This is a genomic window from Cryobacterium arcticum (genome assembly GCF_003185895.1).
GTDB classification, from domain to species: Bacteria; Actinomycetota; Actinomycetes; order Actinomycetales; family Microbacteriaceae; genus Cryobacterium; species Cryobacterium arcticum.
In genome coordinates, this window is the sequence record NZ_QHLY01000012.1 from 1321518 (window position 1) to 1336903 (window position 15386).

A 15386-nucleotide genomic window follows, 5' to 3' on the forward strand; every position below is an offset into this window, starting at 1 on the left:
ACAGAACGTCACAGGAAATGCGAGAACCGCCGCCCAGTCACAGAATCTGCGAACTGAGCGGCGGGTCGGATGAACGCGTGTTCACCGGTGAAACAGCTGACTCACTTTTCGAGCAGCACCGAAAGTTCCACCCACCGGGTTTCGAAGCCGGCCACGGCATCCTCAGCCGCGGAGACCTCGGCGGTGAGCTTGCCCAGACCCGCGTAGTCGCTCTGGTCGTGCGCCGCGAGGGTGTTGTGCAGTTCCTTGATCTTGGCCTGCTGCTTGGCCACCTTGCGGTCGATCGAGGCGAGTTCCTTCTGCGCGTTGCGCAGCTCAGCGCCGCCGAGGGCCGGCTTGCCGGAGCCCTTGACGGTGGCCGACGTCGGCGAGGCCGCATCCGCCGTGAAGGAGCCGCCGGCGACCTGGCGCTTGCGCAGTTCGAGGTACTGGTCGACGCCGCCGGGCAGGTGGTGGAAGCCGCCCTCTGACACCGCGTACTGGTTGTCGGTCACGCGCTCGATCAGGTACCGGTCGTGCGAGACCACGAGCAGCGTGCCGGGGAAGGAGTCGAGCAGGTCTTCCATGGCCGCGAGCATGTCGGTGTCCAGGTCGTTGGTGGGCTCGTCGAGGATGAGCACGTTCGGCTCGTCCAGCACGATCAGCAGCAACTGCAGGCGGCGCTTCTGGCCACCGGAGAGGTCCTTGACCTGGGTGGAGAGCTGGGCGCTCATGAACCCCATGCGCTCGAGCATCTGGCCGGGGGTGATCTCCTTGCCGCCGGCCATGTACGAGGTGCGCTGGCGGGCGATGACGTCGCTCACCCGGTCGTTGCGGATGTCGTCGAGTTCGAACAGCTGCTGGGTCAGCACGGCCACCTTGATGGTCTTGCCGCGCTTGACCTTGCCGGTGTCGGGGGCGAGGGTGCCGGCGACCAGGTTGAGCAGGGTCGACTTGCCGGCGCCGTTGACACCCAGGATGCCCGTGCGCTCGCCCGGCGCGATCAGCCAGGTGATGTTGTTGAGCACGGTCTTCTCGCCGAAGCTGACGGAGACGTCGACCAGGTCGACGACATCCTTGCCGAGGCGCTGCATGGCCATCGACTGCATCGACACGGTGTCGCGGGGCGGCGGCTCGTTCTCGATCAGTTCGTTGGCGGCGTCGATGCGGAACTTGGGCTTGGCGGTGCGGGCCGGGGCGCCGCGGCGCAGCCACGCCAGTTCCTTCTTCATCAGGTTCTGGCGCTTGCCCTCCATCACGGCGCTCATCCGGTCGCGCTCGACGCGCTGCAGGATGTAGGCGGCGTAGCCACCCTCGAACGGTTCGATCAGGCGGTCGTGCACCTCCCAGGTCATGTTGCAGACCTCGTCGAGGAACCACCGGTCGTGGGTGACGACCACCAGGCCGCCGGAGTTCTGTGCCCACCGGTTCTTGAGGTGCCCGGCCAGCCAGGCGATGCCTTCCACGTCGAGGTGGTTGGTGGGCTCATCGAGGAAGACCACGTCGTGGTCGCCGATGAGCACCTGGGCGAGGGCCACCCGGCGGCGCTGGCCACCGGAGAGGTCGTCGACGAGGGTGTCCCAGGGGATGTCGCGCACGAGTCCCGCGATCACGTCGCGGACCTTCGCGTCGCCGGCCCAGACGTGCTCGTCGATGCCGCCGACGATGGTGTGCCCAACGGTCTGGCCGTTGACGAGGTCGTCGGACTGGTCGAGCACGCCGATGGTGACGCCACGTCGGCGGGTCACCCGGCCGGAATCGGGCTCCATGCGGCCGGCGAGCAGGCGCAGGAGGGTGGACTTGCCGTCGCCGTTACGGCCGACGATGCCAATGCGGTCACCCTCGTTCAGTCCGGCGGTGACGCTGTCGAAGATGACGCGGGTGGGAAATTCAAGGTGCAGGGACTCGGCCCCGAGCAAATGTGCCATAGGGTTCGAGCCTAGCCGTCACAGCTGAGAGCCGGAACCGCGCTCCCCCAGGCCCTGCCCGGGCGCCCCTCTCGGAGCGACGCGGGTACGGCGCCGCTTCGCGGGTGGCGCGCATCCTGCGCACCGGCGCCTGACCCGCGAATCGGCATCCGGGTCGGGCGGGCGCGGGGCCGGGGCGGGGCGGGCGGGGCCCGGGCGGCTAGGAGGTGAGGATGCGGGCGCCGTGCACCGGGCCGGTGGCGCGCACCACGTGCAGGCGGGCGGCGCTCAGCGCCACCTGCAGCTCGAGGCCGCTGTCGACGTCGGGCACGAGGAACGCCACGGTGGGTCCGGAGCCGGAGAGGATTCCGGCCAGGGCGCCGTTCGCCTCGCCGAGTTCGAGCACCCGGCCGAGCCCAGGGGCCAGCTGGAGGGCCGGCGCCTGCAGGTCGTTGTGCATGGTGTCCGCGAGCATCGCCGGGTCGCCGGCGCGCAGGGCCTGCAACACGTCGGCATCCACGGTGGGCTGGGTCTGGGCGGGAAAGATGTCCTGGGCATGGCGGGTGCGGTGCCGGTCGAGTTCGCTATAGACCGACGGGGTCGACATGCCGAATTCGGCCAGGGCGAGCACCCAGTGGAACGTGCCCTTGGCCAGGGCGGGGCTGAGCTGGTCGCCGCGGCCGGTGCCGATGGCGGTTCCGCCGGTGAACGCGAAGGGAACGTCGGCACCGAGGGTGGCCGCGATCTTCAGCAGCTCCTCCTTGCTCAGTTCCGTTCCCCAGAGCGCGTCGCAGGCGAGCAGCGTGGCCGCGGCATCCGCCGACCCGCCGCCCATGCCGCCGGCGATGGGCACGTTCTTGTCGATCGTGAGGTGCACTCCACCGCGATAGCCGGTGGCCCGGGCCAGAGCCCTGGCGGCCTTGATGGCGAGGTTGCTGCCGTCGACGGCGAGACCGGAGGAATCGACAGATCCGGTGAACTCCACCCGGAAGTCGTCCGCTGCGCGGGCTCGCACGTCTTCGTAGAGGGAGACGGCCTGGAACGCGGTGGCCAGGTCGTGGTATCCGTCGTCCATCACGGCGCCCACTTTGAGGAAGACGTTGATCTTGCCCGGTGCTCGCGCATGCACAACCGGTGAGGTCGCCGTGTGGGTCATGTTTCTAACCTAGGCCAGCCAGGCCCGGGCAATCGCCAGGAAGTCGTGCACGGTGAGCTGCTCACCGCGTTCGGTGGGGTCGATCCCGGCGGACTGGAGCACGACAGTGGCCTGCGCGGAGTCGCCGAGCACCGTGGACAGCGACTGGCGCAGCATCTTGCGACGCTGCTGGAATGCTCCGTCGACCAGCGCGAAAGTGGCCAGACGGAGTTCCTCGGATTCGAGCGGCTCGGCGCGCCGTTCGAAGGCAATCAGGATCGAGTCCACATTCGGCACCGGCCAGAACACCTGCCGGCTCACCTTGCCCGCGGTGCGGAAATGCCCGTACCAGGCGGCCTTGACGCTGGGGCTGCCGTAGATCTTCGATCCCGGCAGGGCGGCGAGGCGCTCGCCCACCTCGGCCTGCACCATCACAACGCCGGCGCGGATGGAGGCGAAGTGTTCGAGCAGGTGCAGCAGCACGGGCACCGACACGTTGTAGGGCAGGTTCGCCACCAGCCGGGTGGGGTCGCCGGGGAGCTCGGCGATCTTCAACGCATCCGCGCGGATGACCGTGAGCTTGGCGGCCGGTTGCATGAGCCGCACGGTCAGCGGGAGTTGTTCGGCGAGGCGGTCGTCGATTTCGACGGCCACGACCTCAGCGCCCACTTCGAGGATGCCCAGGGTGAGCGAGCCGAGACCAGGCCCGACCTCGACGACGGTCTCGCCGGGCTGCACGGCGGCGACCTTGACGATGCGCCGCACGGTGTTGCCGTCGATGACGAAGTTCTGGCCGAGCTTCTTGGTGGGGTTCACCCCGAGCATCTCGGCCAGGTCGCGGATCTCGGCGGGCCCGAGCAGCGTGGGCGCCGGGGTGTCCTTGGCGTGCTCGGTCATTTGCTGTACTCGGTCATGCGAGGCCTCCGGAGGGGCGGGTGTCTGGGCCACGGTGGCTCTCGGAAAGGGACACGGGTTCCGCGTCCCACCGGCCGTAGACGAGTTCGGTGTTCGAGGTGATCTGGGCGGCGAGCACCGAGACGTCGGTCTGCAGGTGGTCGGCCATGGCGCGCAGCGTGTGCGGCAACAGGTAGGGGGCATTGGGGCGGCCCCGGTGCGGGGTCGGGGTGAGGTACGGCGCGTCGGTTTCCACCAGCAGCAGCGCACGCGGCGCCACGTCGAGCGCTTCGCGCAGGCTGGCGGCGTTCTTGAAGCTCACCGGGCCGGCGAACGACATGTACCAACCGTGCTCGGCGCAGAGCCGGGCCAGGTCGGCGCCGCCGGAGAAGCAGTGGAAGACGGTGCGTTCGGGGGCTCCCACCCGCAACAGGGTCTCGACGACCTCGTCGTGGGCGTCGCGGTCGTGGATCTGCAGCGCCAGGCCGTGCCGTTTCGCGATCTCGATGTGCGCCTCGAACGACCTGAACTGCGCCGCGCGTCCCTCGGGGCCCGTGCGGAAGAAGTCCAGTCCGGTCTCGCCGACGGCGACCACCCGGGGGCGGGCGGCGAGCTCGTCGATCACGGCCAGCCCCTCGTCGAGGGTGCCGGCCGCTTCGAGCTCTGGCGCGTCATTGGGGTGGATGGCGACGGCAGCGAGCATCCGCGGCTCACGGGCGGCCAGCTCGGCCGACCAGCGGGAGGTGGCGACATCCGTGCCCACCTGGATCACGCCACGCACGCCCACGCTGGAGGCCAGGTCGAGCTGTTCGGCCACGGAAAGCGGGGTGATGCCGTCCGAGATTTCGAGGTGGGTGTGGTTGTCGTACACGCCGACGACCAGGGGCACGGGAGCGGGCGGGTAGACCAGATCGCGTCCGGTTCCCGCCTCGCGGGCCCGGATGTGGGTGCTGTCGGGTGGCAGGTTAGCCAACCGTGGCCTCGATGCGCGGGAACAGGGCGGTGAGCGGGGAGACATGCGTGCCACCGGTCCATTCCCAGGCCCGGTCGATGCGCGCGTCCTGCACCGAGCCGGTGCCGCCGAGGGCGGTCCACAGCGTCGCGGTGGCCTGCGGGGTCACCGGGGAGAGCAGCACGGCGAGCGTGCCGAGTCCGCGCACCACGGTGTGCAGCACGGTCTCCAGGCGTTCGCGGTCGTCGGGGTTCTTGGCCAGCGCCCACGGTTCCTGCGCGGTGATGTACCCGTTCAGTTCGTCGACGAGTTCCCAGACCGAGGCCAGTGCCTCGTGCAGGGCGAGCCGGTTAATGGCCTCGCCGGCGGCTTCGGTGACCCGGATCTCGGTGGCGCGGATGGCCGCATCCGCGTCGGTCGGTGCGCCGCCGGCCGGGATCTCCCCGTCGCAGTAGCGCACCACCATGGCGATGACGCGGGAGGCGAGGTTGCCGAAACCGTTCGCGAGCTCGGACTGGTAGCGGGCCGAGAGGTCCTCCCAGGAGAACGAGCCGTCCTGTCCGAAGCTGATGGCGCGCATGAAGTAGTACCGGAAGGTGTCGGAGCCGAAGGTGTCGGTGATCTGGTTCGGGGCGATGCCGGTGAGCTTGGACTTGCTCATCTTCTCGCCGCCCACCAGCAGCCAGCCGTGACCGAACACCTGGGTGGGAACCGGCAGGCCGGCGGCGAGCAGCATGGCGGGCCAGATCACGGCGTGGAAACGCAGGATGTCCTTGCCGACGATGTGCGTGGCGGGCCAGAGCCGGCTGAACTTCTCGTCGTCCTGGCCGTAGCCGGCCGCGGTGATGTAGTTGAGCAGCGCGTCGAACCAGACGTAGACCACGTGGCTGTCGTCCCAGGGCACCTTGATACCCCAGTCGAAGCTCGACCGGGAGATGGAGAGGTCGGAGAGGCCCTGCTTGACGAACGAGATGACCTCGTTGCGAGCCGATTCGGGCTGGATGAAGGTGGGGTTGGCCTCGTACATCGCCAGCAGCTGGTCGGTGAAGGTGCTCATGCGGAAGAAGTAGTTCTTCTCGTGCAGCAGTTCGACCGGGATCGAGTGGATGGCGCAGACCTGCTGGCCGGCGTACTCGCCGGTGCCGTCGACGAGGTCGCTGGGCTGCTTGTACTCCTCACAGCCCACACAGTAGAAGCCCTCGTACTCACCGGTGTAGATGTGCCCGGCGTCGAAGAGGTGCTGCAGGAACTTCTGCGCGTTCACCTCGTGGCGCTCGTCGGTGGTGCGGATGAAGTCGTCATTACGGATGTCGACGGTCGCCAGCAACGGCTTCCACGCGGTCTCGACCAGACGGTCGGCCCACTGCTTGGGGGTGACGCCGTTCGCGGTGGCGGTGCGCAGGATCTTCTGGCCGTGCTCGTCGGTGCCGGTGAGCAGCCAGGTGTCCTCCCCCCGCTGGCGGTGCCAGCGGGCAAGGACATCCGCGGCCACCTCCGTGTAGGCGTGCCCGATGTGCGGGACATCATTCACATAGAAAATAGGCGTGGTGATGTAGAAAGAAGAGCCGTCGGACATGCTCACATCTTATGGGGACCTGCCCGAACGTCCGACCCTGTTACGCCGCGCGGCCTCTTCCGGCGGCAGGATGCGGTCTAGAGCAGCGGCAATTCCGGCTGCGGAGTGGCCTTGGTACGGGTCGCCCCGGTGCCGGCCGACTTACCGGTGAGCGCGGCTTCATAGAGATCCCGCTTGCCCAGGCCGGAGGCGGCGGAGACATCCGCGGCGGCGTCCTTGAGCCTCGCTCCGGCCGCGACCAGCTTGAGCACCTCGTCGACCCCGGTGGCCAGGTCGAGCACCTGGGGCGTGGCTCCGGCGACCACGATGCAAATCTCGCCGCGCACCCCGGCGGCGGCCCACTCGGCAAGTTCGGCCGCGGTGCCGCGCTTGACCTCTTCATAGAACTTGGTCAGCTCGCGGCACACCACCACCCGGCGGTCGGCGCCGAGCACCTCGGCCAGGTCGGTCAGCGACGCGGCCAACCGGTTGGGCGACTCGAAGAAGACCATGGTGCGGCGTTCGGCGGCCACCTCACGCAGGGCGTGCATCCGCTCGCCGTGCTTGCGGGGCAGGAACCCCTCGAAGGTGAACCTGTCGGTGGGCAGGCCGGACACGGCCAGGGCGGTGAGCACGGCCGACGGGCCGGGAATAGCGGTGACGACGACCCCGGCGGCGACGGCGGCGTCCACCAGGTGGAAGCCGGGGTCGGAGACCGTGGGCATGCCCGCGTCGCTGAGCACCAGCAGGTCGGTGTCGCGGGCCAGCTCCACCAGTTCGGCGGCCTTGCCGCGCTCATTGTGGTCGTGCAGGGCGATCAGGCGTGGCCGGTTCTCGATGCCCAGCGCCTTGAGCAGGTGCACGGTCACCCGAGTGTCCTCGGCCGCGATGACCGTACTCGTGGTGAGCGCCTCCACCAGCCGAGTCGAGGCATCCCCGAGGTTTCCGATGGGAGTGGCAGCCAGAATGATCATGGTCCCAGTCTCGCATCACCGCTCCTCCACAGCGGCTCACTACGATGGTCAGGTGCTCCTCACCCGCCGTGCCACCCAGCGTTGGCCCGCCCTGCTGACCAACCGGTGGCTCCGACTCATCGGCCCCGCACTGGTCGTGCTTCTGGCCGCCGTTCTGCGGCTCTGGAACCTCGGGCACCCCGGCACCCTCGTCTTCGACGAGACCTTCTATGTGAAGGATGCCTGGAGCCTGTACAACAACGGCTACGAGTCGACCTGGCCGGAGGGCGCCGACGCTCTCTTCGCCGCCGGGCAGAGCAACATCTTCGGCACCGGAGCGTCGTTCGTGGTGCACCCTCCGCTGGGCAAGTGGCTGATCGCGCTCGGCATGGCGGTCTTCGGCGCCGACAACCCGTTCGCCTGGCGGGTCGTCACCGCGCTGATCGGCGTGGTCGCCGTCGTGCTGCTGATGCTCATCATCCGCAAGCTGTTCGGCTCGCTCCTGTTGGCCTCCATCGGCGGTTTCCTGTTCGCCATCGACGGCAACGCCATCGTGATGAGCCGGGTGGCGCTGCTCGACAACTACGTGATGTTCTTCGCCCTGCTCGGCTTCGGTGCCGTGCTGATGGACCGGGACCACCACCGGGTGCGGCTCGCGGCGTGGCTGAATGAGCGCCGTGACAACGAGGTCGAACCTACCTGGGGCCCGGCGCTCTGGTGGCGGCCGTGGGTGTTCGCCGCCGGCCTCGCCTTCGGGCTGGCCTGTTCGGTGAAGTGGTCCGGCGCCTACTTCCTCGCCGCGTTCGGCATCTATCTGGTGGTGGTGGATGCCCTCGCCCGACGCCGCGCCGGGCTGCCGTTCTGGATCAGCGGCGCGATCCTCAAGCAGGGCCCGGTCACCTTCCTGCTGATGGTGCCCGTCGCCGTGCTCACCTTCCTGCTCTCCTGGACCGGCTGGTTCGTCACCCGCGGCGGCTACTACCGCGACTACGCCGACCAGGCCGGTCAGGCGTGGACGGGCGCCTTCGCCTGGGTGCCGCACGCGGTGCAGAGTTTCTGGCACTACCAGACGGCCGCGTACTCCTACCATGTGGGCCTCGTCACGCCGCATCCGTACCAGGCCAACCCGCTGACATGGTTGTTCATGACCCGGCCGACGAGCATGTACTACCAGGGCAGCGAACTGGGCCAGAACGGCTGCGGCTACGGCACGTGCTCGGAGGCGATCACCGGCATCGCCAACCCGCTGATCTGGTGGGCGGGCAGCGCCGCGATCCTCTACCTGGTCTACCGGTTGGCGCGATACCGGGAGTGGCGGGTGGGCCTGATCCTGATGGGCATGGTCGCCGGCTACCTGCCTTGGCTGATGTACCTGAACCGCACGGTGTTCCAGTTCTACACGATCGCGTTCGAGCCCTACCTGCTGCTCGGTCTCACCCTGGCGATCGGCCTGCTGCTGGGAGTCGGCACGGTCGGTGCGCGGCCCGTCGTTCGTACTCCCCCGGTGCTGCCCTACGGCCCGGATGCCGACGCCGCGACAGCGGGCACGGTTCCGGCTGGCACGGTCACGGCCGGCACGGTCACCGACCGGGACACCACCGTTGGCAGCGTCATCGTGCTGGTCTTCCTGGTACTGGCCACGGTGGTGAGTGCCTTCTTCTACCCGCTTTGGACCGGCTCCCAGGTGCCGTTCGCCTTCTGGCAACTGCACATCTGGCTGCCCAGCTGGCGCTGATCGGCACATCCGCATGCATTGCACCCTCTGCATATCTTCCGACGTATGCCGAAATTGGAATACATCCCCTGTTAACTGCGTGTGAATTCGGGCCGATTTCAGGGGTGCGACCCGTAGGATATCCGGTATCTGCTTGACGAGTGTTTGCTCTATTACCGACTGAGAAGTCCAGATACAAACCAAAGGCCTAATGTCGGAAGCATCTGCCGCACCCACGGTGCGTATTGTCCGCACTCGCAAGGGTGGCGACTCCAAGAACCCCACCACCGAGTACTCCGCTCTGCTGCATACGGTGCGGAACCTCGGTCTGCTCGGCCGCCGCACGGGCTTCTACTGGGGCGTCTTCGCCGCGCTGGTCCTCATCACCGTCGGCCTCGGCGTCGGCTTCGTGCTGCTGGGCGACTCCTGGTACCAGCTGATCATCGCCGGCGTGCTTGGCATCATCCTCACCCAGTTCGCGTTCCTGGCGCACGAGGCCTCGCACCGCCAGGTCTTCGAATCCGGACCGGCGAACGACCGGGCCGGCCGGGTCCTCGCCAATCTCTTCGTGGGCATCAGCTACGCCTGGTGGATGACCAAGCACAGCCGCCACCACGCAAACCCGAACGTCGTGGGCAAAGACCCCGACATCGAGCCCGACGTGATCCGCTTCAACGAGAAGGATGCGTCAGAGGTCAACTGGCTCACCTCCTTCATCACGCGCAAGCAGGGCTACCTCTTCTTCCCGCTCCTCACGCTCGAAGGCCTCAACCTGCACATCCACGGTTTCAAGACCGTGTTCGGCAAGGGCAAGGTCGACAAGCGCTGGCTCGAGATCACCATGCTCACCACCCGCATCGCGGTCTACTTCGCCGTGATCTTCTACTTCCTGCCGCTCGGCATGGCGTTCGCCTTCATCGGCGTGCAGATGGCCGTGTTCGGCGTCTACATGGGCGCCTCCTTCGCCCCGAACCACAAGGGCATGCCCCAGCTTCCGCACGAGAGCAAGGTCGACTTCCTGCGTCGCCAGGTGCTCACCTCGCGCAACATCCGCGGCGGCACCTTCATGGACACCTTCATGGGCGGCCTGAACTACCAGGTCGAGCACCACCTGTTCCCGAACATGGCCCGCCCGCACCTCAAGAAGGCGCAGGAGATCACCAAGGAATACTGCGAGTCGAACAAGATCCTCTACACCGAGACCGGTCTGTTCGAGTCCTACGGCATCGTGATCGCCTACCTCAACAAGGTGGGCCTAGCCGCCCGCGACCCGTTCGACTGCCCGATGGTGCAGCGCTTCCACCACCGCTAGCCCGCCCCGCGAACTGTGAGCTAAGCCCCAAGAATCCGAGATTCTTGGGGCTTTTCTCACGGCTCGCGAGCCGTAGGGTGGGAGGAATGTGGATGTGGGGAGTTGCGGCTGCCGCCGGCGCGACAGCCGCGGCCTGGGCCGTGCACACCCTCGTGCCCGGCATCCCGCTGCTCACCGTGGCCGTGGTGCTCGGCATCGTCGTCGGGCAACTCCCCGTGCTGCGCCCCGCGGTCACCGGCCCGCTGAAGCCCGGTCTCTCCCTGGCCGCCAAACGGCTGATGCGGCTGGGCGTGGTTCTGCTCGGCCTGAAGCTCAGCCTGGTCGACATCGCGGGGCTGGGTTGGGTCACCATCACCACGACAGTGCTGATCGTGCTGCTCACCTTCGTCGGCACCCTGTGGCTCGGCCGGCTGGTGGGCCTGCCCGGACACCAGCCGCTGCTCATCGCCACCGGCTTCGCCATCTGCGGCGCCTCCGCCATCGGCGCCATGAGCGGAGTGGTGAAGGCCAAAGACCAGGAGACCGCCACTCCGGTGGCGCTGGTGACCCTGTGCGGCACCCTCGCTATCGGCGTGCTGCCGCTCCTCTGGCATCCGCTGGGCCTCACCGACCTGCAGTTCGGGCACTGGGTGGGCGCCGGTGTGCACGACGTGGGCCAGGTCGTCGCCACCGCCCAGATCGCCGGCACGGCCGCCCTGGCGGTGGCCGTGGTGGTCAAACTCACCCGGGTGCTGATGCTCGCCCCGATCGTGGCGAGTGTGGCGCTCTACGAACGCCGCCGGGTAGCCGTGGCGGTCGGGCCGGTCGGCGGCGCGGCCGACTCCCCCGATGCCACGCCCGGCACTCCGGCTGCCGCCCGCCGCCCGCCGGTGCTCCCCCTGTTCGTGGCCGGGTTCCTGGCCATGGTGCTCGTGCGCACGTTCGTTCCGCTGCCGGCGGCGTTGCTCGACGCGGCGGACCTCGTGCAGACCATCCTGCTGGCCATGGCGCTGTTCGGGCTCGGCACCGCGGTGCGACTCACCGAGCTGCTGCGCACCGGCGGGCGGGCCCTGGGCGTCGGCCTGGCCTCCTGGCTGCTGATCGCCGCGCTGGCGCTGGCCGCCGTGTTCGTCAGCTGAGCCCGTAGCAGCTGGTCGGCCGAACCCGGCATCCGGCGGGTGCCATGTGGCGCTCTGTTACGCCGGTGCACCCGGCAGCGAGAAACGGGCCGGTAGCGTACTCCCATGGCAGATCGCGAGTACGGCTTCACGACCAGGGCAATCCACGCCGGGAATATCCCCGACGCCGTCACGGGAGCACGGGCCCTGCCCATCTACCAGACCAGCGCGTTCGTCTTCGATGACACCGCGGATGCCGCCGCCCGGTTCGCCCTGCAGAAGTACGGCAATGTCTACTCCCGGCTGTCGAACCCCACCGTGGCGGCGTTCGAAGAGCGCATCGCCAGCCTCGAGGGCGGCCTGGGCGCCGTCGCCACCGCCTCCGGCCTGGCCGCGCAGTACATCACCTTCGCCAGCCTGGCCGGCGCGGGCGACCACATCGTCTCCAGCGCCAATCTCTACGGCGGTTCGATCACCCAGCTCGACGTCACGCTGCGCCGCTTCGGGGTGGAGACCACGTTCGTGCAGTCCGCCGACCCGGCCGACTACGCCGCGGCGATCACCGACAAGACCAAGCTGATCTTCGCCGAGACCGTCGCGAACCCGTCCGGTGAGGTCGCCGACATCGAGGGCCTCGCCGCCGTCGCGCACGCCGCCGGCATCCCGCTGATCATCGACTCCACCATCGCCACGCCCTACCTCTGCCGCCCGATCGAATGGGGCGCCGACATCGTCATCCACTCGGCCACCAAGTTCCTCGGCGGGCACGGCACCACCCTCGGCGGCGTGGTCGTGGAGAGCGGCCGGTTCAACTGGCACAGCGACAAGTTCCCGCTGTTCGCGCAGCCGGTGCCCAGCTACGGCGGCCTGGAATGGTCGGGCAACTTCGGCGAGTACGCGTTCCTCACCCGCCTCCGCGCCGAACAGCTGCGCGACATCGGCCCCGTGCTCGCGCCGCACTCCGCCTTCCTGCTCGCCCAGGGTGTGGAGACGCTGCCCTACCGGCTGCAGGCCCACGTGAACAACGCCCGCATCGTGGCGGAATGGCTGGACGCCGACCCGCGCGTCGACTTCGTCAACTGGGCCGGCCTGCCCAGCCACCCGCACTACGAGCGGGGACTCAAGTACCTGCCCAAGGGCCCCGGCTCGGTCTTCAGCTTCGGTGTCAAGGGCGGCCGCGACGCCGGCCGCACCTTCATCGAATCGGTCGACCTGGCCAGCCACCTCGCCAACATCGGCGACGCCAAGACCCTGGTGATCCATCCCGCCTCCACCACGCACGCCCAGCTCAGCGAGCAGCAGCTCATCGACGCCGGCGTGCTGGCCGGGCTGGTGCGCATCAGCGTGGGCATTGAGGATGTCGACGACATCATTTACGATCTCGACCAGGCGCTGGCCCAGGCCGCCGGCACCGGAGGAGCATCATGAGCACCGAGACCGTCGACACCGCTGCGACCACCGAGACCGTTCAGCTCACCAACGGTCTGAGCTGCAGCGTTCCCGCCGACTCCCCGCTGGCCAAGCTGCTGCGCACCCAGCGCACCTGGGAGGGCCCCGATGCCAAGGCTCGGCTGGGCATCCTGCGTAAGGCCAAGTCCATCGCGATCGTGGGCGCCTCGCCCAACCCCGCCCGGTCAAGCTACTTCGTGGGCACCTACCTGCAGCAGTCGAGCGACTACCGGGTCTACTTCGTCAACCCGCGCGCCGACACCATCCTCGGCGAGAAGGCCTACCCCGACCTCGCGTCGTTGCCGGAGGTGCCCGACATCGTGGATGTCTTCCGCAAGGCCTCCGACATCCCGTCCGTGATCGACGACGCGATCGCCGTCGGCGCCAAGACGGTGTGGGTGCAACTGGGCATCTGGAACCAGGAGGCCGCGGAATACGGCGAGTCGAAGGGGCTCACGATCGTGATGGATCGATGCATCAAGATCGAGCACGCCCGGTTCCACGGCGGGCTGCACCTGCTCGGCTTCGACACCGGGCAGATCACAGCCCGCAAGACCATCCGCTGATCAGCGACTGATCAGCGAGGTCAGGCTCGGCGCATGGCGCGGATGCCGACCCACAGGCCGATCACCGCGGTGACGGCGGCCGCCGCGAATCCGCCGAGCACGGCGGGTGTGCCCAGGCTGCCGGCGAACAGGTCACGCTCGGCCTGCACCACATAGCTGAGCGGGTTGACCGCCGCGCCGACCTTCATCCAGCCAGGGGCGTCGTCGAGTGGCAGCAGCATGCCCGAGAGAATCATCAGCGGAAAGATCAGGGTCTGGTGGATGAGCCAGAACATCCAGTCCCGATTGCGACAGGCAAGCGCGACGCTGTAGCTCAGCGCGCCGAAGCCGATGCCGAACACGGCCAGCAAGACGAATCCGAGCGCGAGACCCGGCAGGCTCACCGTGAAGCCGAACGGCAGTGCGACGAGGCAGATCACCAGGCCCTGCACGATCAGCGGCACCACTTCCTTGAGCGCCCGACCCATCAGTAGAGCGCTCCGCGACAACGGGGCCACCAGGGTGCGCTCGTGCGATCCGGTCTGCATCTCGCCGAGCAGGTTCGCCCCGGTGGACGCGGTGCCGAACAGAGCCACCATCACCAGGATGCCCGGCACGAACCACTGCAGGGTCTCCCCCGCCGGCAGCCCGGACGAGGCCACCAGCAGTGGACCGAACAGGCCGAGGAACACCAACGGTTGCACCAGGCTGAACAGGGCGCTGAACGGGTCGCGCAGCACCGGGCGCAGCTCCCGCACGAGCACGTTCCAGGTGTCGGTGAGCACGCCGGTGCGTTGCGGTGCGTGGGCGGTATCGATCGGGGCGTGGGTCTGGGTCGGGGTCTGCGTGGTCATGCTGCCACCTCCTGAGTGGTCGAAACGGATGCGGACTGGCCTTCCTCACGCAGGCTCCGGCCGGTGAGTGCGAGGAAGACATCGTCCAGGGTGGGCTGACGGTGGGTGACGGCCACGGGCGGCAGCCCGGCGGCGTCGAGCGAGCGCACCAACCCCGGCACCGCCCTCTCGCCGGCCGAAGCGGCCTCAGCCGTGAGAGTGACAAGCGCGCCGGATGACTCGCCGCCGATGTGGCTGGCCGCAGCACTGGCATCCGCTGCCGAGCCGAAGGTCAGCGTGATGCGGTCACCGGCCAGCCGGGATTTCAGGGCCGTCGGGGTGTCGTCGGCGATCACGACGCCGTGGTCCATCACCATCACCCGCTCGGCCAGTTGATCGGCTTCGTCGAGGTAGTGGGTGGTGAGGAAGATGGTGGTGCCGACGGTATCGCGCAGGTCGACGATGTGTTGCCAGAGGTTGGCCCGGCTCTGCGGGTCGAGCCCGGTGGACGGTTCGTCGAGGAAGAGCAGCTCCGGCCGGTGGATCAGGCCGAGCGCGATATCGAGCCGGCGCTTCTGGCCGCCGGAGAGGCCGATCACCTGCCGGCGGGCGAGAGCCGCGAGGTCGAGCGACTCGAGCAGTTCGTCGGCCCTGGCCGCGGTCTCCCGGCGGCTCAGGCCGTAGAACGCGCCCTGGCTGAGGAGCTCATCGCGCACCCGCTGGTTGTGACCGGCCGAGCTGCCCTGGCCGATGTAGCCGATACGGCGGCGCACTCCCGCCGGGTCGCGGCGGATGTCGCAACCGGCCACGGTGGCTTCTCCGCTGGTGGGTGCCAGCAAGGTGGTCAGCAGTCGCAGGGTGGTGGACTTGCCGGCGCCGTTCGGCCCGAGGAATGCCACCAACTCGCCGCGCTGCACGTCGAGGTCGAGGCCTGTCACGGCCTCGACGTCGCCGCCTTTGGCCGCGAAGGACTTGCCGAGTCCTCGCGCCCGAATCAGGGTGTGGGTGTTCTGTGTGGTTGTCATGCCCCGATGCTAGAAGTCCATTAGGACACCTCTTGT

The 15386-nt window shown here is 68.5% G+C and carries 13 protein-coding genes; 5 read left to right on the forward strand and 8 right to left on the reverse strand.

The annotated features are described in order from the left end of the window. Positions 1 to 101: 101 nt before the first annotated feature. From CTB96_RS15925 to rsmI, 6 genes are all read right to left on the reverse strand, one after another. Positions 102 to 1907, reverse strand: coding sequence for an ABC-F family ATP-binding cassette domain-containing protein (locus CTB96_RS15925; protein WP_110127786.1), 1806 nt, complete (start codon positions 1905 to 1907; stop codon positions 102 to 104). Between the two features lie 199 nt (positions 1908 to 2106). Next, positions 2107 to 3042, reverse strand: a complete 936-nt coding sequence (locus CTB96_RS15930; RefSeq protein ID WP_110127787.1) for a 4-(cytidine 5'-diphospho)-2-C-methyl-D-erythritol kinase — start codon at positions 3040 to 3042, stop codon at positions 2107 to 2109. A gap of 9 nt (positions 3043 to 3051) precedes the next feature. Beyond that, positions 3052 to 3918, reverse strand: coding sequence for a 16S rRNA (adenine(1518)-N(6)/adenine(1519)-N(6))-dimethyltransferase RsmA (rsmA, locus tag CTB96_RS15935; protein ID WP_110127788.1), 867 nt, complete (start codon positions 3916 to 3918; stop codon positions 3052 to 3054). A gap of 13 nt (positions 3919 to 3931) precedes the next feature. After that, positions 3932 to 4888, reverse strand: a complete 957-nt coding sequence (locus CTB96_RS15940) for a TatD family hydrolase (protein WP_427846493.1) — start codon at positions 4886 to 4888, stop codon at positions 3932 to 3934. Continuing rightward, positions 4881 to 6443 (reverse strand): methionine--tRNA ligase, encoded by a 1563-nt coding sequence (gene metG / locus CTB96_RS15945; RefSeq protein WP_110127790.1) that lies wholly within the window; start codon positions 6441 to 6443, stop codon positions 4881 to 4883. The genes CTB96_RS15940 and metG overlap by 8 nt, the downstream gene beginning before the upstream one ends. Positions 6444 to 6520: 77 nt before the next feature. Beyond that, positions 6521 to 7396 carry a 16S rRNA (cytidine(1402)-2'-O)-methyltransferase gene (rsmI, locus tag CTB96_RS15950; RefSeq protein ID WP_110127791.1) on the reverse strand — a complete coding sequence of 292 codons (876 nt, stop codon included), beginning with the start codon at positions 7394 to 7396 and terminating at the stop codon, positions 6521 to 6523. 52 nt (positions 7397 to 7448) lie between these two features. Here rsmI and CTB96_RS15955 point away from each other — a divergent pair, with 52 nt between their 5' ends. The 5 genes from CTB96_RS15955 (at position 7449) to CTB96_RS15975 (ending at position 13513) form a co-directional block, all read left to right on the forward strand. After that, positions 7449 to 9110: a dolichyl-phosphate-mannose--protein mannosyltransferase gene (locus tag CTB96_RS15955; RefSeq protein ID WP_219993269.1), complete on the forward strand. Its 1662-nt coding sequence runs from the start codon at positions 7449 to 7451 to the stop codon at positions 9108 to 9110. A gap of 190 nt (positions 9111 to 9300) precedes the next feature. Beyond that, a complete protein-coding gene (locus CTB96_RS15960; protein WP_110127793.1) occupies positions 9301 to 10401 on the forward strand; it encodes a fatty acid desaturase family protein in 1101 nt (366 codons plus the stop codon). A 92-nt stretch (positions 10402 to 10493) separates the two neighbouring features. Further along, positions 10494 to 11519 carry a YeiH family protein gene (locus CTB96_RS15965; RefSeq protein ID WP_219993270.1) on the forward strand — a complete coding sequence of 342 codons (1026 nt, stop codon included), beginning with the start codon at positions 10494 to 10496 and terminating at the stop codon, positions 11517 to 11519. A gap of 105 nt (positions 11520 to 11624) precedes the next feature. Beyond that, positions 11625 to 12926, forward strand: coding sequence for an O-acetylhomoserine aminocarboxypropyltransferase/cysteine synthase family protein (locus CTB96_RS15970; protein ID WP_110127795.1), 1302 nt, complete (start codon positions 11625 to 11627; stop codon positions 12924 to 12926). Beyond that, on the forward strand, positions 12923 to 13513 hold the full coding sequence (locus CTB96_RS15975; protein WP_110127796.1) for a CoA-binding protein: 591 nt from the start codon (positions 12923 to 12925) through the stop codon (positions 13511 to 13513). Before CTB96_RS15970 ends, CTB96_RS15975 begins: the two co-directional genes overlap by 4 nt. A 20-nt stretch (positions 13514 to 13533) precedes the next feature. Here the strand turns inward: CTB96_RS15975 and CTB96_RS15980 are convergent, their stop codons facing one another. Both CTB96_RS15980 and CTB96_RS15985 read right to left on the reverse strand, forming a co-directional pair. Further along, positions 13534 to 14346, reverse strand: a complete 813-nt coding sequence (locus tag CTB96_RS15980; RefSeq protein ID WP_110127797.1) for an ABC transporter permease — start codon at positions 14344 to 14346, stop codon at positions 13534 to 13536. After that, complete coding sequence (locus CTB96_RS15985; RefSeq protein WP_110127798.1) at positions 14343 to 15350, reverse strand: ATP-binding cassette domain-containing protein; 1008 nt, start codon at positions 15348 to 15350, stop codon at positions 14343 to 14345. The genes CTB96_RS15980 and CTB96_RS15985 overlap by 4 nt, the downstream gene beginning before the upstream one ends. Positions 15351 to 15386: the final 36 nt, after the last annotated feature.